Here is a 20,464-nt window from a genome sequence, read left to right on the forward strand (position 1 = left end):
GATGCTGCTGCGCGCCTACGGGATCGCTCGCTCACTGGTCATGTACCACGGAATTCCGGGCCGGCACCGGCGCGCGTCGCGCCTCTACGGGCAGTTCCTCGGGCCCGGCGACGTCGGGTTCGACATCGGGGCGCACGTGGGCGGGCGGGTGCGCGTGTGGCGGGGGCTGGGGGCGCGCGTCGTCGCGGTGGAGCCGCAGCCCGACTGCCTGCGCGTCCTGCGCCTGTTCTTCGGCCGCGACCGCGGCGTGGCCCTCGTCCCGGGCGCGGCCGGCGCCGAGCCCGGCAGGGCGCGCCTGGCCCTGTCGACCGCGACGCCCACGGTGTCCTCGATGTCGCCCGGCTGGATCAAGGCGGTGACAACGGACCGCGGCTTCGCCCGCGTCCGCTGGGACCGCTCGGTCGGCGTCGAGGTGACCACGCTGGACGAGCTCATCGCCGTGCACGGCGTGCCGGCCTTCTGCAAGATCGACGTCGAGGGCTTCGAGGCGGACGTGCTGGCGGGGCTGTCCCGGCCGCTGCCGGCCCTGTCGTTCGAGTACGTGCCGTCCGCGCACGACGCCGCCCTGGAGGCGCTGGACCTCGTGGACCGGCTGGGCGACTACGCCTACAACTACTCCCCCATCGAGACCATGCGGCTGGCCAGCCCCCGCTGGCTCGACGCGGCCGAACTGCGGCGGCGGCTGGAGAGGATCCGGCCGCGCGGGCGGTCGGGAGACATCTACGCCCGCCTCCGCGAATCCGGCCGATAGCGTCGACGCCGGGAAGGACATCCGATTAGATAACAAGACTTACTAATGCTGGTGCAGGCCAGCACGCCGAGCCACCGGGGGCCCAACGTGCCGGACAAGACCGTCCGTGAACCGACGTCCGCCGACCTGAGAACGGACGTCGCCCACTCGGCCCGGGTCTACGACTACCTGCTCGGCGGCAAGGACAACTACGCCGCCGACCGGGACGCCGCCGAAGAGGTCGTCAGGGTCGCCCCGTACATGCGCACCTCCGTGCGGGCCAACCGAGACTTCATGGTCCGGGTCGCCCGCCACCTGGCCGCCGAGTGCGGCGTCCGGCAGTTCCTGGACGTCGGGACCGGGCTGCCGACGTCCCCGAACCTGCACGAGGTCGTCCAGGAGGTCGACTCGTCCGGCCGCGTCGTGTACGTCGACAACGACCCGATCGTGCTGGCGCACGCCCGCGCCCTGCTGACCGGCACCCCGCAGGGACGCTCCCGCTACATCCACGCTGACCTGGCCGACCCGGAGGCCATCCTGTCCTCGCCCGAGGTCCGGGCCACGTTCGACTTCGGCGAGCCGGTGGCGCTGTGCCTGATCGCCGTCCTGCACTTCGTCCACGACGACGAACGGGCGCACGACGTCGTCCGGCGGCTCCTGGAGCCGCTCGCGCCGGGCAGTTTCCTCGCGCTCTCCACGATCACCATCGACAGCGCGCCCGAAGAGGTCGGGGACGCCGTGAAGAAGTACAACGCGCGCGGGATCAGGTCCAAGGGCCGTACCAGGGCGCAGGTGGCGGCCCTCTTCGACGGCCTGGAACTCCTCGCCCCGGGCGTGGTCCCCGTCCACCGCTGGCGCCCGGACGAGAGGGCACGCGCGATCGACGACAGTCAGGTGTCCATGTACGGCGGGCTGGCCCGCAAACCCTGACCCGGGTCAGTCCGCGGGGCCCGGTTCGCCGGGCAGCCAGTCGCGGGCCGGGTCGTACTCCAGCCAGCGGTGCCGCCGCCCGTGCTCGGCGAACCCCCTGACCAGCGCGGGGATCATCGGGTGCGGCGCCTGCCGCGGCCACATCAGCGACCAGGCGTAGAGCGGGACCGGGTCGGCGAGGGGAATCGCCCGGACGCCCGGCACGCCCGGCAGCCGGGCGTCGGCGGGGAACAGCGTGATCCGTCCCGGTTCGGCGAGCAGGCCTGCCAGGAGGTGCTCCACACCGAGGTTGGCTCCGCCGGACGCGGCGCGGGCGCCGAACTCGTCGCAGAACCGGCTGATGAAGTCGAGCCGGCCGGCCGCCGCGGGGAACCACAGGTCGCGTCCGGCGAGGTCGGACGGGCGGACGCCGGACGCGGCGGCGAGCGGATGCCCGTCGGCGACGAGGACGTCCACGGGTTCGAGCCGGACGACGCGGTGCGTCAGCCCGTCCGGCAGCGGGGGGTGCACGCGCCCGAACGCGGCGTCGATGTCGCCGCGCAGCAGTGCCGCCGCCGCGGCGGGAAGGTCGCGGCTCATGCCGAGTTCGACGTCGAGCTCCGGCCGCGCGTCGATCACCGGGGCGACCGTCCGGGACGGGCCGTACAGGTGGCCCCAGACGTCGATCCGCAGCGGCCGGCCGGCGGCGTGGACCGCGCCGGCCGCGGCCTCCGCGGCCCGCAGCGCCTCCCGCGCCGGCTCCAGGAAACGGCGCCCCGCCTCGGTGGGCTCCACGTTCCCGCGGGTCAGGAGCGCGACGCCGAGCGCCGCCTCCAGCCTGGCCACCCGCTTGGACACCGCCTGCTGGCTGATCGACAGCTCCTCGGCGGCCCGCCCGAAGTGCAGGTGGTCGGCGACGGCGACGAACGCGCGCACCTGGCCGAGGTCGAGGTCCATGGCTCCCATCGTGGGCGACAACCGATGGTTGTCAACCTCGCCCGGCGGCTGTTGGACCGGTCCGCCGCCCGTCCGGTTTCCTGCCGGGCATGAGAGCACTCCTTCCCGAAGCGGGATCGGTGGCGTTCGGCGAGGCCGACGAGCCGGTGCCCCGGCCGGACGAGGCGCTGCTGAAGGTCGCGGCGTTCTCGGTGAACCGGGGCGAGCTGTTCCAGCTGGAGTCCGACCGGCCCGGGTGGCGGCCCGGCAAGGACGTCGCGGGCCTCGTCGTCCAGGCGGCCGCCGACGGGACGGGGCCACCGGCCTGCAGCCGGGTCGTGGGGCATCCGCCGTCGGCGGGCTGGGCGGAGTACGTCGCCGTCCCCACCTCGTCGCTCGCCGAGATCCCCGCCTCCGTGTCCGTGCGGTCGGCCGCCGCGCTGCCGCTGGCCGGGCTCACCGCGCTGCGCCTGCTGCGCGCGTCCGGCGCCACGGCTGGGACGCGCGTCCTGCTGACCGGCGCGTCAGGAGGGGTCGGGCACTGTCTCGTCGAGCTCGCGGCCGCCGCGGGAGCCGAGGTCACCGCCGTCACGGCCACGTCCGATCGCGGGCGGCGGCTCGCCGAGCTGGGCGCCACGGTCGTCCACGATGTGCGGGACGCGGTCGGCCCGTTCGACGTCGCCCTGGAGTCCACGGGCGGGCACGTCCTGCCGCTCGCGCTGGCGCGCGTGAGGCCCGGCGGCACGCTGATCTGGTTCGGTCAGGCGAGCCGCCGGCCCGTGACGCTCGACTTCTTCGCCTTCTTCGACGGCCCGGAATCCGCATCCATCAGGCACTTCCACTACGCGGGCGCCCCGTACGGGGAGGATCTCGCGACACTCGTCCGGCTGACCGCGGCCGGGCGCCTGCACCCCGAACTCGGCCGCGTCGCCGACTGGAGCGAGACCGCCGCCGTCCTCACCGATCTCCGCGAGCGCCGCGTACGCGGCAACGCCGTCCTCACCCTGGAGCAGAACCGATGACCGCCTTCTTCGACGAGCCCGCCGCGCCCTTCGCCGCCGCCAACCGGTCGCGCGCCGTCGCCGCCGGCCTCGACCCCCACCAGTACGACGAGGTCACCGCCGGCCTGGCCTCACTGCGCGAGTGGACGGACGCGTTCACGCGAACCGGGCGGGAGCATCTCGCCCTCGCCGGGGAGGCGCGGCTGACGCGCTCGGCGGGCGAGGCGTTCCGCGACGCCGCGCTGTGGTTCTATTTCGCCACGGTGCTGCCGAATCCCGACCTCGCCGAGCACGGGCGGGCCGCCGCCGCGTCCGCCGACGCCCTGCGCCGCTCGCTCGCCCGCCTCGCACCGGACGCCGAGCACCTCACCGGCCCCGAATTCACCGGCGTCCTGCGGCGCCCGTCCCCGGACGCCCCCCTGGTCGTCCTGGTGCCGGGCATGAACTCCGGCAAGGTCGAGTTCATGCCGATCGCCGAGGCGCTCCTGCACCGCGGCCTCGCCGTGCTCGCCATCGACGGCCCCGGGCAGGGAGAGCTCGCCGTCCGCGGCCCCTGGGCGGCGGACTACCAGCGGATCGTGCGGCAGGCCTTCGACGCGGTGGACGGTCTGCCTTCCGGCATCGGACTGGTCGGGCTCAGCATGGGCGGCTTCCTCGCCTCCGTCGCCGCGCTGCACGAACCGCGGATCGGCGCCGTCGTCACCGTCAGCGGGCCCACCGCCCTCACCTGGGACGAGCTTCCGCCGTACGTGACGGAGTCGTTCGTCCTGCGCATGGGCGGGGAGGCGGCAGCCCGCGAGTTCGCCGAACGGGTGACCGCTCCACCGGTTCCGCAGCCGCTGCGCGTCCTGGACGGCGGGCTGGACGTCATCCCGGGCGTCGCCAACGGTGCGGAACTGGCCCGCCGGGCGGCGAACGGCGAGTACGTCCTGATACCCGAGGGCAACCACCTCCTGGAGAACCGCCGCTGGGCCTGGCTTCCCGGCACCCTCGACTGGCTCGCCGCCCGGCTGGGCCACGACCACGACCCCGCGAGGTCGTTCTGACCAACGTGGTCGTCGTCGGCGACCAGGTCGTGGCGGAGTGGACGTCAAGGGGGCGGCGCGCGGCGGGAGCGCCCACGACAACCGGTGCCTCGGCGTGTTCACGGTGCGGAACGGCAAGATCACCTGCGTCCGGGAGTACACCGACACCCAGACGTCGAACGCACCCTGTTGGACTCCTAGGGTCTGTCTCGAAGTGGCCTCGGCCGCGCACGCGAACGCGTGACCTGCCCGGTGGAGCGAAGCCGGAGGCGAGCGAAGCCGGGCAGATCGCGAAGCGATGCCGCGTTCGCCAAGGCCAGGTCACGTAGCGAGCCGCCAGGCGAGCGTAGTGGGCCGGGACTGAGAAAACACCGCCTAGCGCGCGAAGACCGCGAGCCGCGCCTCCGCTTCGCCGGGGGCCAGCTCGCGGAGGCTGACCCGCGATTCCAGCGCCTCGTGCAGGACCGGGTACATGTTCGTCGGGGACCACTGGGCGTGGATCGATTTCTCGTCCAGGAACAGGGTGGGAAGGCCGTCGACCACGGGAATCGCCTCGAAGGGCGCGGAACCGGGGAAGAACAGGGCCGGTTTCGCGCCGGCGCCCGGGTAGTGGAATCCGATCCGCTGGTGGTCGATCAGCTCTTGGGCCTCCTGGTGCTCCTGCGGAGTCAGGCCCTGGTTCCGCGCGTACCGCACGCTCGCGGGGTCGGTCGGCTCGGCTCCGAGGTACCCGGGGCCCGCGTGGCGTTCGAGAGCGTCCTGCGCGAGCGCGAAGAAGTGGTACATCCGGTCCTGGACGCCGGTCAGGCCGAGGACGAAGCCGCGCCGGCCGCGCGGGTCCAGCAGCAGGATCTCCCGGCCGTCCAGGAGGGCGAGCACCTCGCGGACGTAGTAGAGGGTCTCGTAGTGGTCTTCCAGTTCCTCCGCCAACGGCGCGACCTGGGACCGGGCCCGCAGACGCCGCCGCGCGCCCTCGTCGCGGCTGAGCATCGTCATGGCCGCGAGGAGGACGAACGGCAGGGTGTGGTGGGCCCGGACAAGGTCGGGAGACACCTGGAACAGCTCGTCCTCGGCGCTCACCCCGCCCTGCGCCACGAACTCCTTCGCCAGGTGCAGGCAACGTTCCGTCACCCGCATGACCGCGTCCACCGGGACGGTCACCGAGCCGCCCCGCTCGACCAGCACCCCGCAGACGAAGGCCATCATCCCCGCGCGGAAGACGTCGCCGGACTCGAACGCGGCGGCGAGCTCCGCCATGGCGGCGTCGACATCGGTGACGGTCCCCAGGAACGCCTGCACCTCGTCCCTGCCGATCAGGTCGGTTCCGGCCCGGCATTCGCCCAGGTCACTCGGCTGCCGGACGAACCGTGCGATCCCCACCGTCTGCGACATCCGATCATGCTAGCGGCGGGCCGGCCCCTGGCGGCGCGCCTCCGCCGGGGGGCCGACCTCCTTCGCGACCGCTTCGCGCACTGCGGGGGCGATCTCCTGCCCCCAGCGGCCGATGGAGGCGAGGTCCTGCGTCCCGCCGCTGGGCGAGAAGAGGGTGAAGCCGGACGCGCCGTGCTCCAGGACCGCCCCGGTCAGCTCCTCGGCCCACTGCTCGGGGGAGCCGCCGATCCAGCACCCGTCGCGGTCGCGGGTGGCCGCCAGGGGCCGGTCGGTCACGCGCCCGGGGAGGTTGAAGATCGTGCGGATCTCGCGCGGGTCGCGTCCCGCGGCGGCCGCGGCCTCGTCGATCACCGGCCGCGACGTGCGGTGGCGCTCGCTGAGCCAGTCCGCCGCGTGGCCGGGGATCCAGCCGTCGGCCACCCGGCCGGTCGCGGCGAGGGACCTCGGGCCGACCGACCCGGTCCAGACGGGCGGCGCGTCCACGGGAGCCGGCTCGATCTTCTCCACCCAGTAGTGGCGGCCGTGGTGGGTGACGGGCGAGCCGCCGCCGGCCAGCTTCCTGACCAGGACGATCGCCTCCTCGAAGGCGTCCACGGCGTCGCCGGGCGACAGCCGCGGGACGCCCATGTCGGAGATCCGATCCCACAGCCCGCCGGCCCCCATGCCGAGTACGACGCGGCCGCCGGAGAGCGCCGACAGCGACGTCACCGCCCGCGCGAGCAGCGGAGCCGGCCGGGTCGGCAGGTTCGTGACGTTGGCGAAGCCCGCGATGCGCTCGGTGCGTCCGAGCACGAACCCGATGGCGGCGTAGGCGTCCACGCGATCGCCGAGGTAGGGGTGGTCCGACAGGGAGAAGTGGTCGAGGCCGTCGCGGTCGGCCTGCCGGGTCATGCGCAGCAGGCCGGGCACGTCCTCGATGCTCGTGTGCGCGCCGAACCCGAAGAGGGGCACGCTTTCACCGGTGGCCGGAACCGTAGCACTCATCATTCTGGACTCTCCCACGACAGGTTTCAGTTCGTGACACGAACCATATTAGTTCGTGCCACGAACCGCAACACCCGTCGACCGTCTCAGCGCTCCCCGGCGGGCCCTTCGCCGGGCTCCGCGAACACCACCGGGACCTCGTTGTCCAGCACGACCCGGCCGAGCAGATCGGCGAGCGCACCGCGCTCGGCGTCGCTGAGCCCCTCCGGCAGCCGGTCGATCCGCCGGCAGGTCTCGGCGTAGAACTCCTCGACCAGCCGGCTCCCCTCGGCGGTCAGCGCGACCCTCACCGCGCGCAGGTCCCGCGGGTCGGGCTCGCGCCGGACCAGGCCGTTGCGCTCGGTGCGGTCCACCAGGCCGGTGAGGCTCGACTTGGCCAGCCCCAGCATCGCGCCCAGCTCCCCCATCCCCCGCGGCCGCGCCATCAGCACGCACAGCAATTGCCCCTGCTGCGCCGTGATTCCGTACTCCCGCGCCGACTCGCCATAAACGGCGTTCACAAGGAACGCGCCTCGCACGAGCGCCGCCACTACACCGATCCGGCCTTCGCCTTCTTTGCCCACCCGCCCAGAGTAGCCCGTCAGTTCGCGCGACGAACTACCGCGCCATCACCGCACACCGCCCCGCGGTCGGAGGTCAGTAGCTTGACAGCTAACATACTTAGCCTTACGGTTGGCTAACGTCATTAGCCAACGTTCGGAAGGGCCGTCATCGTGAACGCAGCCGTCGTCCGGGACTCCGGCATCCGCACCCTCCGGCGCGCCGCATGGTTCGCCGGGGCGCTCTTCTGGACGGCCTTCGCGGTCCTCGAAGGCGTCAACCACGGGTGGCTCGCGGCGCTCCTGGCGCTCGCCTTCTTCATCGCCCCCGACCTGACCTTCCTCGTCGGGCTGCGGGACGCCCGCACCGTCGAGCGCGGCCGGCTCCAGCCGCGCGCCGTGCCGTTCTACAACGCCGCACACCGGGCCCTCGTGCCGCTCGCGCTGATGGTGGTCTACACGTTCACGCCGATGACCTGGGCTCCCTTGTTCGCCGGCCTCTGCGGCTGGCTGGCCCACATCTCCTTCGACCGCGCCTTCGGCTACGGGCTGCGCACCAAGGAGGGCTTCCAGCGCACCTGACCGCAGGCCCGGCCTGACGACGACAGGCGACCGGCCGGCGAGATCACCCTCACGGAGAGTCGGGCGACCGGCACGGTTCATGCCGTGCGTCACACCGGCCCCGAGGCGACGCCAGGGGAACATTCGTGTCTGCTAGAAAAGGCCGGACGCTTGCAGGCCCAACGACGGGTGGCACATGGAACCCCTCCATCCCGGTGATCCCCGGCGGATCGGACCGTACGAGCTGGAGGCCCGGCTCGGCGCCGGCGGCATGGGGCAGGTGTTCCTCGGGGCCTCGCCCGGCGCCCGCAGCGTCGCCGTCAAGGTCATCCGCGCCGAGCACGCCGAGGACGCGCGGTTCCGGCGGCGGTTCGCCCGCGAGGTCGAGGCGGCCCGCAAGGTCGGCGGGTTCCACACCGCGCAGGTCGTCGACGCCGACTCGGAGGCCGACGCGCCGTGGCTGGTGACCGCGTTCATCCCGGGGCCGTCCCTCAGGGAGGTGGTCGCCGAGCGCGGGCCCCTCGATCCGGACGATGTCCGGGCGCTCGCGGCGGGGCTGGCGGAGGGCCTGGCCGCGATCCACGCGTGCGGGCTGGTGCACCGCGACCTCAAGCCCGGCAACGTCATCATGGCGGCGGACGGGCCCCGGATCATCGACTTCGGCATCGCCCTCGCGACCGACGCGACCGTGCTGACCTCGCACAACGTGGTCGTCGGCACCTACGCCTACATGTCGCCGGAACAGGTGCTCGGCGATGTTCCCGGCCCGCCCGGCGACGTGTTCTCGCTCGGCTGCGTCCTCGCCTACGCCGCGACCGGCGGCGGCCCCTTCGACGCCACGTCCATCCCGGCGATCGTCCACCGCGTCCTGCACGAGGAACCGGACCTGTCCGGACTGCCCGGCGACCTGGCCAACATGATCGCCGCGTGCCTGGCCAAGGATCCCGGGCAGCGGCCCACACCGGACGCCCTCATCACCGCGCCGCGGAGCATCGAGGCCCCGACGCCGCGGCCGGCGTCCTCCCCGCCCGGCGACGACGCGCTCAGCACGCACCCCAACGCGACACGCGTCGCGACACGGCAGCAGGAGGCCCCGGCCGTCGCGCCCGCCGGGCGGGCTCCCGTCGGCCGCCGGGCGCTGCTCATCGGCGCGGGCGCCGTCACGGCGGCCGCCGCCGTGGCCGTCCCCGCCGGGATCCTCCTGACCCGGAGTGGCGGGAAGGGGGCCGCGGCGCCGCCCGCGCCCGCCCGGCGTCCGAAGGGCCTGGTCTCCCCCAGCAGCTCGCTCAGCGCCACCGACGTCAAAAGCCTCAGCGAGGTCGCCCTCACCCCCGACGGCCGGACCCTCGCCGCCGGGGGGCTGGACTCCACGATCACGCTGTGGGACGCCGCCACCGGACGCGTCCTGCGGACGATCAAGAAGACGGGCTGGGTGAGCGCGCTGGCGTTCAGCCCGGACGGCCGGTCCATGGCCAGCTCCTGCAGTACCCCCGGGCTCCTGCTCGTCTGGGACGCGGCCACCGGCCGCCTCAAGGTGAACGTGCGGAGCGGGGAGTTCGGCCTGAACTCGCTGGCCTACAGTCCCGACGGCCGGACGCTCGCGGGCGCCAACCCCGACGTCCGGCTCTTCGACGCCGGCACCGGCCGCAGGCTGGCGTCGTTCGACCTCCGCCACAGCGGCGTCAACGCGGTCGCCTACAGCCCGGACGGCGGGCTCGTCGCGGCCGGCGTGGACGGGTACTACGACAAGCCGCCCGGGAGCACCGTCCAGCTCCTCGACGGCCGGACGCTCCGCAAGCGCGGGCAGCTCGCCGGCCACACCGAGAGCGTCACCGGTGTGGCGTTCAGCTCCGATGGCAGACGGTTGGCCAGCAGCGGTGCGGACAGGACCGTCCGGATCTGGGATGTCGCCTCACGCCGCGCCCTGCGCGTCATCAAGACGGGCGATGCGACGGTCAAGGACGCGAAGTTCTCCCCGGACGGCTCGTCCGTCCTCGGTGCGTGCTCCGACCGGACCGTCCGGATCTGGAACGCCGCCACCGGCGTGCTCACCGCGACGCTCGTCGGCCACCCCCAGTCCGTCGAGCGGATCGTCCTCACCCCGGACGGCCGGACCGTGGCCGGCGTGGGCGGCGCCAAGGCGGACGGCACCGTGACCCTCTGGAAGGTCTGACCCTTGGATCCGCTCCGCAGTGAGGACCCCCGCCAGGTCGGCCCGTACCGGCTGGACGGACGGCTGGGCGCCGGCGGCATGGGCGAGGTGTTCCTCGGCTCCTCGCCGAGCGGGCGCAAGGTCGCGGTGAAGGTCGTCCGCGCCGAGTACGCCGCCGATCCGGGGTTCCGCCGCCGGTTCGCCGGCGAGGTCGAGGCGGCCCGCAAGGTCGGCGGGTTCCACACCGCGCAGGTGGTCGACGCCGACCCGGAGGCCGCGTCGCCCTGGATGGTGACCGCGTTCGTGCCCGGTCCGTCCCTGCGGCAGGTCGTGCTGCGCCAGGGGCCGCTCGCGCCGCCCGAGCTCCGCGCCCTGGGCCGGGGCCTCGCCGAGGGACTCGCCGCGATCCACGCGTGCGGGCTGGTGCACCGCGACCTCAAGCCCGGCAACGTCATCATGGCCCCGGACGGCCCCCGGATCATCGACTTCGGCATCGCCCGCGCCGCGGACGCGACCGCGCTGACCTCGACCGGCTCGGTCGTCGGCACGTTCTCGTTCATGTCGCCCGAGCAGGTGCGCGCCGACGCCACCGGCCCGGCGAGCGACGTGTTCGCGCTCGGCTGCGTGCTCGCCTATGCCGCGCTCGGCCGCGGCCCGTTCGACGCGCCGACCATCCCGGCGATCGTCCACAAGATCGTCGGCGCGCCACCGGACCTGGCCGGCCTCACCGACCCGCAGCTGCTCGAACTGGTCGTCCGCTGCCTGGAGAAGGACCCCGCGCGGCGGCCGTCCGTCCAGGAGGTCATGACCGGGCTGAGCTCCGCACCACCGCGCGGGCTCCCCCGCCGCGCCTTCCTGTTCGGCGGAGCGGGGGTCGCGGCGACCGCCGCCGTCGCCGTTCCGGCCGTCCTGCTGTGGCCCTCGGCCAGGCGGAACGTGCCGAAGACCCCGAGCGGCGTCCCCACCGGTTTCAGCCTCCCGAGTACGGAGGTCGCGGTCTTCGACCTGGCGTTCTCCCCTGACAGCCGGGCCCTGTGGGGCGCGGGCTTCTCCTCGATCCTGCGCTGGGACCTGTCCACCGCGCAGGTCGCCACCCGCAAGATCGAGAACTCCGACGACACCTACAAGCGCCCCATGGCCTTCACTCCCGACGCCGGGACTCTCGCCACAGGCGGCGGCGACGGGACCGTCCACCTCTGGGACGTGGCGTCGGGCCGGATCCGCAAGACCTTCTCCGGGCTGCGAGGCCCCAAGGCGCTCGAGTTCGCCCCGGACGGCCGGGCCCTCGCCGTCAGCAGCGAGAGCGGCTCCCCGTACGTCCAGATCTGGGACACCGTCACCGGCAAGACCGTTCCGATGAAGATCGACTACGCCGCCGGCACGCTGGCCTTCTCCCCGGACGGTGAGAAACTCGCCGGCGACCGGTCGCTGTCCGGCCGCTTCACGCTCTGGAACGCCTCGAACGGCGACGGCACCGAGATAGCGCCGCTCTACGCCACGGGGGTCCCGTGCCTCGCGTTCAGTCCGGACGGGAAGACCATGGCGGTCTCCACCGGCGGCTATTACGGGTTCGAACTGCGGCACGCGGACGACGGCAAGCTCAGGAAGACCATCAAGAACCTCGACGGCGAGGTCCATGCCATGGCGTTCAGCCCCGACGGCGAGACCCTCGTCACCGCCGACGAGAAGAACATCCGTCTCTGGCACGTCCCGACAGGCCGCAGCACGGCAACGCTCCCCGGGGACAGCGACGACGACCAGACCGTGGCCTTCGCCCCGGACGGCCAGAGCTTCGCCACGACCAGCGGCGCCGGCACCACCCGCCTCTGGACCTTCGGCTCCGCCTGACGGCGCTGGTCGAGACCGTGGAAGACGCGTGCGGGCCGAGGAGAGAAGATGTCGGTGTGAGCTACGACGAGGAACTGGCCGAACGTGTGGAGGACCTGCTCGGGGTGAGGCGTGACGCGACCCCGAAGCGGATGTTCGGCGGAGTCGCCTGGATGGTGAACGGCAACATGGCCGTGGTCGTGAGGAACGAGGGCGGACTCATGATCCGGGTCTCCCCCGACGACCACGAGGCGGTGCTCGCCGAGCCGGGCGCCGCCACGACGGTCATGCGCGGGCACCCGATGCGAGGCTGGATCACGGTGTCGCCCGAAGCCTGCGCCACGCCGTCCGAGGTGGCCGCGTGGGTGGACCGGGGGCTCGCCTACGTACTGTCCCTGCCTGCGAAGTAGGCTCGGACACCGGCCTGCGGGGCGCCCGGTCCAGGGCACGCGGGCGGGGAGCCCCTCGGGTGTCGCGTCCGTCACACTTGATCGGCCTCGGACGCGGTGGACGAGGGAGGCCGGACGGCGCGGAGCAGGGCGGATCTGTCGGACCCCGCTGGAATACTCCCGGAGCGCTCGAAGTTTAATCGTTCGCGAAAGTGTCAGTCACTGCAGTAATTTGCGGCAGTACCCGGGGCGAGCCCTGCGCGAGCCCCGACACCCCCTGAGCAACGAGACCACGGCCCCCGCGTGCCCACATGCGGGCCTGACGATTGGAAGAGAGTTGACCGCTCCCGCATCCCCCAAGGTGGCGGACGGCCCGCTGGAGGAACCCGGCGCCGGAGGAGGACTGGACCGCGGTGTGCTCGCCACGGCCATGGTGGTCGTCCTCGGGGCGATCATGTCCATTCTGGACGTGACGGTCGTCAATGTCGCGATCAACGACCTGGCGAAGGAGTTCGAGACCTCGCTGGCGACGATCCAGTGGGTCGCGACCGGCTACACCCTGGCGCTGGCCACCGTGATCCCGATCACGGGGTGGGCCTCGGCCCGGTTCGGCACCAAGCGCCTCTACATGATCTCCATCGGCCTGTTCGTCGCCGGCTCGATGCTGGCGGGCCTGGCCTGGTCCGCCGAGTCCCTGATCGCCTTCCGGGTGCTGCAGGGTCTGGGCGGCGGCATGATCATGCCGGCCGGCATGACGATCCTGACCCAGGCGGCGGGGCCGCAGCGGGTCGGGCAGGTGATGAGCATCGTCGGCGTGCCGATGCTGCTCGGCCCGATCCTCGGCCCCATCATCGGCGGCTACCTCGTCGACGACGTCTCGTGGCGGTGGATCTTCTTCATCAACCTGCCGATCGGCATCATCGCGCTGACGCTGGCGGCGAAGATCCTGAAGCGGGACGAGCCGAAGCCGGCCGAGCGCCTCGACTTCATCGGGCTGCTCCTGCTGTCCCCCGGCCTGGCCTCGCTGATCTACGGCGTGGCCAAGGGCGCCGAGATGAAGGACTTCCTGAAGACCGGCTCGCTGGCCTTCTGGGCGGTCGGCGCCGTGCTGATGATCGGCTTCGTGTTCCGCGCGCTGAACGCCGAGAACCCGCTGATCGACCTGCGACTGCTCAAGCGGCGCTCGGTGGCGGCGGCGTCCGGCACGATGGTGCTGTTCATGGCCGCCTTCATGGGCGCGATGCTGCTGCTGCCGCTGTACTACCAGACCGTGCGCGGCGAGGGCGCCCTGCAGTCCGGCCTGCTGCTGGCCCCGCAGGGCCTCGGCGCGATGATCACGATGCCGATCGGCGGCAAGCTGACCGACCGGATCGGCCCCGGCCGGGTCGTGCTGGTCGGCATGGTCGTCGTGGTGCTGTCGGTGGCGGGCTTCGCCTCGATCCTGGAGGCCGACACCTCCTACTGGGCCCTCGGCGGGACCCTGTTCGTGATGGGCCTCGGCATGGGCATGACGATGATGCCGACCATGGCGGCGGCCATCCAGACGCTCGTCCACGACGAGGTGCCGAGGGCGAGCACGATGCTGAACATCATCCAGCAGGTGTCCGCGTCCATCGGCACCGCGATGATCTCCGTGCTGCTGGCCAACCGGCTGGTCTCGGAGCTCGGCGGCGGGGGCGGCGGCGAGATCGGCAGCACCGAGAAGGTGCCGCCGGCGATCATGCAGAAGATCGCCGGGCCGATGGCCGACGCGTTCCAGCACACCTACTGGTACTCGGCCGGGCTGCTGCTGCTGGCGTTCCTGCCGGCGCTGCTGCTGCCGCGCAAGAAGCCGCAGACCCCCGTGGTCGACGCGCCGATGCCGATGCACTAGAACGCCCCTGGCGCGTTCCAAACCCCGGCCGGTCCCTGAGGGGCTCCGGCCGGGGTTTGGCCGTTCAGGGCCGCCTCAGGCCGTGGCAGGGCGATCGTCCGCCCAGTACTCGTCCTTCAGCAGCCGCTTGTAGAGCTTGCCGGTCGGGTGCCGGGGCAGCTCGGCGCGGAAGTCGACCGAGCGCGGGCACTTGTAGTGGGCGAGCCGGTCGCGGCAGTACGCGATCAGCTCGGCCTCCAGCGCGGGGCCCGCGTCGTCCATGGACGGCGGCTGGACGACGGCCTTGACCGCCTCCCCCATCTCGGCGTCCGGGACGCCGAACACCGCGACGTCGGCGACCTTCGGATGCACCGCGAGGACGTTCTCGGCCTCCTGCGGGTAGATGTTCACCCCGCCGCTGATGATCATGTAGGCGCGCCGGTCGGTGAGGTGGAGGAAGCCGTCGGCGTCGACGTGGCCGACGTCGCCGAGGGTGGTCCAGCCGTGCCCCCAGGGGTCGCGGGACGCGGCGGTCTTGGCCTCGTCGGCGTGGTACTCGAACTCGGGGCCGTTGCCGAAGTAGAGCGTGCCGGGCTCTCCCGGCGGCAGCTCCCGGCCCTCCTCGTCGCAGACGTGGACCTCGCCGAGGATGGGGCGCCCGACGGTGCCCTTGTGGGCGAGCCAGTCCTCCGAGTTCGTGTAGACGAAGCAGTTGCCCTCGGTGCCCGCGTAGTACTCGTGCAGGATCGGCCCCCACCAGGCGATCATCTGTTCCTTGACCGGGACGGGGCAGGGCGCGGCGGCGTGCACGGCGCAGCGCAGCGACGACACGTCGTAGCGGGCGCGGGTCTCCTCCGGCAGCTTGAGCATCCGGATGAACATGGTCGGCACCCACTGGCTGTGGGTGACGCCGTACTTCTCGATGGCGGCGAGGGGCCTGCTCGGCGTCGAACCTCTCCATCACGACGACGGTGGCGCCGAACCGGTGGAAGTTGAGCGAGTACCGCAGCGGCGCGGCGTGGTAGAGCGGCGCCGGGGAGAGGTAGACCGAGTCGGCGTCGGGCTGGAAGAGGAACGCCAGGAGCTGGTACAGCGTCCCGCCCTCGCCCATCGGCGCCTTGGACAGGGCCGGTTTCACGCCCTTGGGGCGGCCGGTCGTGCCGGACGAGTAGAGCATGTCCGCGCCCTCGCACTCGTCCTCGATGGGCGTGGGCGGATGCCGGGCGACGCGCTCCTCGTAGGAGTCGTAGCCGGGGGCGGTGCCGCCGAGCATCAGGCGCAGCGGCACGTCCGGCGGCGACTGGGCGGCGGCCTCCATCGCGGCGCTGGCGATGAAGACCTTCGCCTCGCAGTTGGCCGCGATGTAGGCGAGCTCGTCGGGCTGGAGGCGCGAGCTGACGGCGGTGTAGTACAGCCCGGACCGCTGCGCGGCCCAGGCGACGGCCAGGTAGAGCGGATGGTTCTCCAGCATGAACGCGATGTGGTCCCCCGGGCGCAGCCCCTCCGCGCGGAGCAGCTGCGCGAGCCGGTTGGACTCCTCGTTCAGTTCCCGGAAGGTGACGACCCGCCCGGAGCCCGCCATGACCACGGCGGGCTTGTCGGGCGTCCGAGCGGCGATCTGCCCCAGGTGCATGGCCGCAACCTACCTGGCCGGACCGGTAAATGGAATCCCGTTCGGTTTGCCGGCGGATCAGACGAGCATGTGGTCGAAGTCACCGTCCTTGGCTCCCCCGACGAACGCCTCCACCTCCTCGCGCGTGTAGACGAGGATCGCTCCCTCGGGGTCCCTGGAGTTGCGCACGGCGATCTCCCCGTTGGGGAGTTCCGCCATCTCGACGCAGTTGCCGGACGGGTTGCTTCGCCGGCTCTTCTGCCAGACGAGCCCGCCGACCCGGACGTCCGACATGTGGTGGCCGTCCATCTTTGCCCCCTTTAGGCGTCTCGGCCCCCCTGTCCCGGGAGACCGCGATCTCGCCCCACCCCACACCATGGTACGAGATGCACGTGCATTCGTTCTTGCATTGGTTCATGCAGACGGTCTTGCATCTGCACGACTTGGGGAGCAAGATAGCGAACGCTCGCCGGTGACCAACCCGCACGCCTCTGAGGTTTGACCATGACCGTTGACCAGGCAGACGACGTCGCAGCCCCCGCCGCCACGGGGGGCGGGCGGCCACGGCACTTCTCGGCCGTCCGCACGCCCTGGCCGGACGCCCCGCCGATGACGCTCGGCTCGAACGTCCCCGCGGAGGCCGCACGCGGCCCGGCCGCGGCCCCCGGCCTCGCCGGACTCTGGCCGGCCCCGCACGCGGGCACGCCGCGCACGGCCCGCCGGGTGCTCCCGGCGGAGATCACCGCACCCCGGTCGGCGCGCGAGTTCACCCAGGTCACCCTGGACGCGTGGGGCCTGGCGGACGACGCCGGGGACGTGGTCGTCGCCGTGTCGGAGCTGGTGACCAACGCGCTGCGCCACGGCCTGGAGGGCCTGCCCCAGCCGCTGCCGCTGTGCCCCATCCAGCTCGTGCTGATCGGCCACCCGAGGCGGCTGGTCGTGTCGGTGACCGACCCGGGCGCTCGCGCGCCCGAGCCGGTGCCGACCGAACCCGACCGCTGCGCCGAGGGCGGTCGCGGCCTCGTCGTCGTCGGCGCGGTCAGCGACTCGTGGGGCTGGGCGCGCCTGGCGACCGGCGGTAAGGCGGTCTGGGCCGCCTTCGACCTGCGGTTCAGCTCTCCAGTCCGCTAACGACCTGCTCCGCGGTGGCCTGGCGCGCCGGATTCTCCAGCTCGCTGAGGAACTCCTGCGCCCACCGGTCCACGTCATGCTCGATGACGCGGCGGCGCATGACGCGCATGCGCCGCGCCTGCTCGGCGGGCTCGGCGTTCAGCGCGGCCATCAGCGTCCCCTTCAGGCCGTCGATGTCGTAGGGGTTGACCTGGAAGGCGCCGCGCTTGAGCTCGGCGGCGGCCCCGGTGAACTCGCTGAGCACGAGCGCGCCCCGCAGGTCCTTGCGGCAGGCCACGTACTCCTTGGCGACCAGGTTCATGCCGTCGCGCAGCGGGGTCACCACCATCACGTCCGCCGCGAGGTACAGCGCGGCCAGCTCGGGGCGGTCATACGAGCTGTGCAGGTAGTGGATGACCGGAAACCCGATCTCGCCGTGCTCGCCGTTGATCCGCCCGACCAGCTGCTCGATCTCCTCCCGCAGCAGCTGGTACTGCTCGACGCGCTCCCGGCTCGGCGTCGCGATCTGCACGAACACCGCCTGCCCCGGTTTGATGTGGCCCTCTGCGACCAGCTCCCCGAAGGCCTGGAGCCGCTGCGTGATGCCCTTGGTGTAGTCGAGGCGGTCGACGCCCAGCAGCACGGTGGCGTCGCCGAGGTCGGTGCGGATCTCCTGCGCCCGCTCCAGGACGTCCTCGCGCCCGACCAGGTCGTTCAGCTCGCCCACGTCCACCGAGATGGGGAACGCCCGGGCACGCACGACGCGGTCGTCCCAGAAGACGTTCTGCTTGGAGAACCGGGCGTCCAGGAGCCGCCGGCAGAGCCGCACGAAGTTCGCCGCCGCCCCGGGAAGCTGGAAGCCGACCAGGTCGGCGCCGAGCAGCCCCTCCAGGATCCGCCGCCGCCACGGCAGCTGCCAGAACAGCTCCACCGGCGGGAAGGGGATGTGCAGGAAGAAGCCGATCCGCAGGTCGGGACGCAGCTCACGGAGCATCTGCGGCACGAGCTGGAGCTGGTAGTCCTGCACCCAGACGATGGCTTCCTTCGAGGCGACCTTCGCCGCCGCCTCGGCGAAGCGCCGGTTGACTTGGACATAGGCGTCCCACATCGCCCGGTCGTAGACGGGCGTGGCGACGACGTCGTGGTAGAGCGGCCACAGCGTGGCGTTCGAGAAGCCTTCGTAGTAGAGCTCCACCTCCCGCGCGGACTGCGCGATGGGGTGCAGCGACATGCCGTCCTCCTCGAACGGCTCCAGTTCCTCGTCCGGCGCGCCCGTCCAGCCGATCCAGGTGCCCTGCCTGCGCCTCATCACCGGGGCGATCGCGCTGACCAGTCCGCCCGGACTGCGCCGCCAGCGCGGGACGCCGTCGGCTCCGACGTTCCGGTCCACCGGCAACCGGTTGGCCACCACAACGAACTCACTACCGCGCGACACTCTGCGACCCGCCTCTCCAGGAAACTCTCAGCGCTCACTCATGCCCACAAACGGCCAACGGGAACATCTTGTCATTTCGACGCAAAGGACCCGAAGCCCGCAAAGGACGAAGTCAGGCGGGCGGGGCGGCCTGGAGGCGGGATTGGATCGGGCCATATTCCTTTCCCGGCAGGTGACCCCTGTTGATGCAGGAGTCACGCGGCGCGGGCGGCGGAAGTCAAAAGTGACCCAGATCACACTCGCGGACGCCCCGGCGCCCGGCGCCGCGCCGGGCTAACGTGACCGGAGGGGGAGACCACCGGCCGGGGGGAGCATCGCTGTGCGCGACTTCGGGGGGATCATCGAACGCTCGCCCGCGCGGGTCGTCCGGCCGGAGTCGGCGCGGGAGGCCGCGGCGGCGATCCGCGAGGCCGCCGCGCAGGGCCTGGAGCCGGTGCCGCGCGGCCTCGGGCACTCCACCTACGGGCAGTCGCTGACATCGGGCGTCTCGATCGACCTCGGCGGGCTGGCGGGCGTGCGCGACGTCGGCCCGGACCGCGCGGTCGTCGGCGCGGGGACGAGCTGGCGCGCGGTTCTCGCCGCGACGCTGCCGCTCGGGCTGACCCCGCCCGTCCTGACCGACCACCTCGACGTCACCGTCGGCGGAACGGTCTCCGCGGGCGGCATCGGCGGGACCTCCCACCGGTACGGGACGCAGGCCGAGAACGTCCTCGCGCTGGAGGTCGTCGTGGACGGGGAGCCCGTGACCTGCTCCCCCGGCGTCCGCCCGGACGTGTTCGACGCGGTCCGCGGCGGGCTGGGCCGGCACGGCGTCATCACCGCGGCGACGCTGCGGCTCGTCCCGGCGCCGGACCGGGTGCTGAGCTGCACGGTCCCGTGCCGGGACGCCGCTGACCTCCTGCGCGTCCAGCGCGAGACGGCGGCCGAGCACATCGCGGGCCGGGTCAAGCCCTCGGAGGACGGCTGGGCGTACGAGGCCAAGGCCGTCCTGTACGGGCCGGGCGAGCCCCCCGCCGGCACGGCGGAGACCGAGGAGCTCTCCTACGCCGACTTCGCCGACCGGATGCGTCCCGACGTGGAGGAGCTGATCGCGCTCGGCGAGTGGGCGCGCCCGCACCCGTGGGGCATCGTCCTGCTGCCCGGCGCCGCGGCCGCGGCGGTGATCGGATCGACGGTCGCCGGCATGACCGCGGCGGACATCGGCCTCGGCGGCCTCATCGTGGTCAAGGCGCTGCGGGTCGGCCATGTCCCGATGCTCGCGGCGCCGGGCGACCCCGTGCTGTTCGGCATGCTGCGCACCGCCTCGCCGGGATGCGCGTCCGTCGCGGAGATGCTCGCCGCCAACCGGGCCCTGCTCGACCGCGCCGAGGAGGTCGGCGGGGTCCGCTACGCCGTCGACTCGGTCCCGCCGGCGACGGGGTAGGCGGACTGGAAGGCGAGGCGCCGGTCGGCCCCCGCGGCGATCCGGTCGCAGGCGTCGTCGAGGTCCATGAACTCCTCCCACTCCGCCCGGCCGGACGCGGCGGCGAGCACCTCCACGAGCCGCTGTTCGAGTTCGGAGAGGCGCTCGCCCTTCCAGATCGCGTCGGCGAGGCTGACGAGCAGGTCGTCGATGCCGATGCCGGGCTCGTCCCAGGACGCGTGGGTGCGGGCGAAGCGCGCGAGCCGCTCCTCCACGCCCCGCTCCCGGAGCAGGGCGTGCCCGGCGCGCTCGTGCTCGGCGCCCGGGCCGGACAGCTCGGCCGGGTGCAGCGCCTTGCCGATGTCGTGGGTGGCCGCGCCGAACAGCACGGCCTCCGCGTCCACGGCGAGGCCGGGGTGGTGCTCTCGCGCCCAGCCGACGAGCTCGGCGGCCACGTCGTGGACGGCCCGCAGATGGGCGGCCAGGCGGGGCGGGGCGTCGAGATCCTCCAGGAGGCGGGCGGCCCGCTCCGGCAGCGGACGGAGCCCGGGTTCGGTCAGCGCGCGGCGCAGGATCGGGGAGGGCATCCCGGCACCGTAGCGCCTCCC

General features: G+C 72.9%; 19 protein-coding genes and 1 pseudogene. 11 read left to right on the forward strand and 9 right to left on the reverse strand.

Going from position 1 to position 20,464, the window contains the following annotated elements; genetic code table 11:
* Position 1: 1 nt before the first annotated feature.
* A complete protein-coding gene (locus tag BJY14_RS05390; RefSeq protein ID WP_179842595.1) occupies positions 2–751 on the forward strand; it encodes an FkbM family methyltransferase in 750 nt (249 codons plus the stop codon).
* Between the two features lie 87 nt (positions 752–838).
* Positions 839–1,660 carry an SAM-dependent methyltransferase gene (locus BJY14_RS05395; RefSeq protein ID WP_312878988.1) on the forward strand — a complete coding sequence of 274 codons (822 nt, stop codon included), beginning with the start codon at positions 839–841 and terminating at the stop codon, positions 1,658–1,660.
* A 6-nt stretch (positions 1,661–1,666) separates the two neighbouring features.
* Here BJY14_RS05395 and BJY14_RS05400 read toward each other — a convergent pair whose 3' ends face one another.
* Entirely contained in the window at positions 1,667–2,596 is a 930-nt protein-coding gene (locus BJY14_RS05400; RefSeq protein ID WP_179842597.1) for a LysR family transcriptional regulator, read from the reverse strand.
* Between the two features lie 89 nt (positions 2,597–2,685).
* On the opposite strand from BJY14_RS05400, the gene BJY14_RS05405 reads away from it, so the two are divergent.
* Both BJY14_RS05405 and BJY14_RS05410 read left to right on the forward strand, forming a co-directional pair.
* Positions 2,686–3,597 carry a zinc-binding dehydrogenase gene (locus BJY14_RS05405; RefSeq protein ID WP_179842598.1) on the forward strand — a complete coding sequence of 304 codons (912 nt, stop codon included), beginning with the start codon at positions 2,686–2,688 and terminating at the stop codon, positions 3,595–3,597.
* Entirely contained in the window at positions 3,594–4,622 is a 1,029-nt protein-coding gene (locus BJY14_RS05410) for an alpha/beta hydrolase (protein WP_179842599.1), read from the forward strand. The genes BJY14_RS05405 and BJY14_RS05410 overlap by 4 nt, the downstream gene beginning before the upstream one ends.
* A gap of 354 nt (positions 4,623–4,976) precedes the next feature.
* Here the strand turns inward: BJY14_RS05410 and BJY14_RS05415 are convergent, their stop codons facing one another.
* The 3 genes from BJY14_RS05415 to BJY14_RS46380 all read right to left on the reverse strand — a co-directional run bounded on the left by BJY14_RS05415 (position 4,977) and on the right by BJY14_RS46380 (position 7,540).
* Complete coding sequence (locus BJY14_RS05415) at positions 4,977–5,993, reverse strand: hypothetical protein (RefSeq protein ID WP_179842600.1); 1,017 nt, start codon at positions 5,991–5,993, stop codon at positions 4,977–4,979.
* Positions 5,994–6,002: 9 nt separating this feature from the next.
* On the reverse strand, positions 6,003–6,944 hold the full coding sequence (locus BJY14_RS05420) for an LLM class flavin-dependent oxidoreductase (protein WP_312878989.1): 942 nt from the start codon (positions 6,942–6,944) through the stop codon (positions 6,003–6,005).
* 119 nt (positions 6,945–7,063) lie between these two features.
* Positions 7,064–7,540, reverse strand: coding sequence for a MarR family winged helix-turn-helix transcriptional regulator (locus BJY14_RS46380; RefSeq protein WP_179842601.1), 477 nt, complete (start codon positions 7,538–7,540; stop codon positions 7,064–7,066).
* Positions 7,541–7,690: 150 nt separating this feature from the next.
* Here BJY14_RS46380 and BJY14_RS05430 point away from each other — a divergent pair, with 150 nt between their 5' ends.
* The 5 genes from BJY14_RS05430 to BJY14_RS05450 all read left to right on the forward strand — a co-directional run bounded on the left by BJY14_RS05430 (position 7,691) and on the right by BJY14_RS05450 (position 14,318).
* Positions 7,691–8,098 carry a DUF4260 family protein gene (locus BJY14_RS05430; protein WP_218905123.1) on the forward strand — a complete coding sequence of 136 codons (408 nt, stop codon included), beginning with the start codon at positions 7,691–7,693 and terminating at the stop codon, positions 8,096–8,098.
* Positions 8,099–8,273: 175 nt separating this feature from the next.
* The gene (locus BJY14_RS05435; protein ID WP_179842602.1) at positions 8,274–10,250 is read left to right on the forward strand and encodes a WD40 repeat domain-containing serine/threonine protein kinase; all 1,977 of its coding nucleotides are present in this window, start codon (positions 8,274–8,276) and stop codon (positions 10,248–10,250) included.
* Positions 10,251–10,253: 3 nt separating this feature from the next.
* Positions 10,254–12,077, forward strand: coding sequence for a WD40 repeat domain-containing serine/threonine protein kinase (locus tag BJY14_RS05440; RefSeq protein ID WP_179842603.1), 1,824 nt, complete (start codon positions 10,254–10,256; stop codon positions 12,075–12,077).
* Positions 12,078–12,133: 56 nt separating this feature from the next.
* Positions 12,134–12,466, forward strand: coding sequence for a TfoX/Sxy family protein (locus BJY14_RS05445; protein WP_179842604.1), 333 nt, complete (start codon positions 12,134–12,136; stop codon positions 12,464–12,466).
* Between the two features lie 316 nt (positions 12,467–12,782).
* Positions 12,783–14,318, forward strand: a complete 1,536-nt coding sequence (locus tag BJY14_RS05450) for a DHA2 family efflux MFS transporter permease subunit (protein ID WP_246395812.1) — start codon at positions 12,783–12,785, stop codon at positions 14,316–14,318.
* Positions 14,319–14,393: 75 nt separating this feature from the next.
* Here BJY14_RS05450 and BJY14_RS47670 read toward each other — a convergent pair whose 3' ends face one another.
* The 3 genes and pseudogenes from BJY14_RS47670 to BJY14_RS05460 form a co-directional block, all read right to left on the reverse strand.
* Positions 14,394–14,726 (reverse strand): AMP-binding enzyme, encoded by a 333-nt coding sequence (locus tag BJY14_RS47670; RefSeq protein WP_246396535.1) that lies wholly within the window; start codon positions 14,724–14,726, stop codon positions 14,394–14,396.
* Positions 14,727–14,930: 204 nt separating this feature from the next.
* Positions 14,931–15,930: pseudogene (locus BJY14_RS44915) on the reverse strand (AMP-binding protein); the annotation flags it as partial.
* Between the two features lie 57 nt (positions 15,931–15,987).
* Positions 15,988–16,218 (reverse strand): DUF397 domain-containing protein, encoded by a 231-nt coding sequence (locus tag BJY14_RS05460; protein WP_179842605.1) that lies wholly within the window; start codon positions 16,216–16,218, stop codon positions 15,988–15,990.
* A 195-nt stretch (positions 16,219–16,413) separates the two neighbouring features.
* Here BJY14_RS05460 and BJY14_RS05465 point away from each other — a divergent pair, with 195 nt between their 5' ends.
* The gene (locus tag BJY14_RS05465) at positions 16,414–17,040 is read left to right on the forward strand and encodes an ATP-binding protein (protein WP_179842606.1); all 627 of its coding nucleotides are present in this window, start codon (positions 16,414–16,416) and stop codon (positions 17,038–17,040) included.
* On the opposite strand, the gene BJY14_RS05470 is transcribed toward BJY14_RS05465, so the two are convergent.
* Positions 17,021–18,454, reverse strand: coding sequence for an alpha,alpha-trehalose-phosphate synthase (UDP-forming) (locus tag BJY14_RS05470; RefSeq protein ID WP_179842607.1), 1,434 nt, complete (start codon positions 18,452–18,454; stop codon positions 17,021–17,023). The two genes, BJY14_RS05465 and BJY14_RS05470, sit on opposite strands and share 20 nt — an antisense overlap.
* Before the next feature lie 319 nt (positions 18,455–18,773).
* Here BJY14_RS05470 and BJY14_RS47135 point away from each other — a divergent pair, with 319 nt between their 5' ends.
* A complete protein-coding gene (locus BJY14_RS47135) occupies positions 18,774–19,877 on the forward strand; it encodes an FAD-binding protein (protein WP_179842608.1) in 1,104 nt (367 codons plus the stop codon).
* Here BJY14_RS47135 and BJY14_RS05480 read toward each other — a convergent pair.
* Positions 19,841–20,443, reverse strand: a complete 603-nt coding sequence (locus BJY14_RS05480; protein ID WP_179842609.1) for an HDIG domain-containing metalloprotein — start codon at positions 20,441–20,443, stop codon at positions 19,841–19,843. The genes BJY14_RS47135 and BJY14_RS05480 overlap by 37 nt on opposite strands.
* Between the last annotated feature and the right edge of the window lie 21 nt (positions 20,444–20,464).

Source organism: Actinomadura luteofluorescens, from assembly GCF_013409365.1.
GTDB classification, from domain to species: Bacteria; Actinomycetota; Actinomycetes; order Streptosporangiales; family Streptosporangiaceae; genus Spirillospora; species Spirillospora luteofluorescens.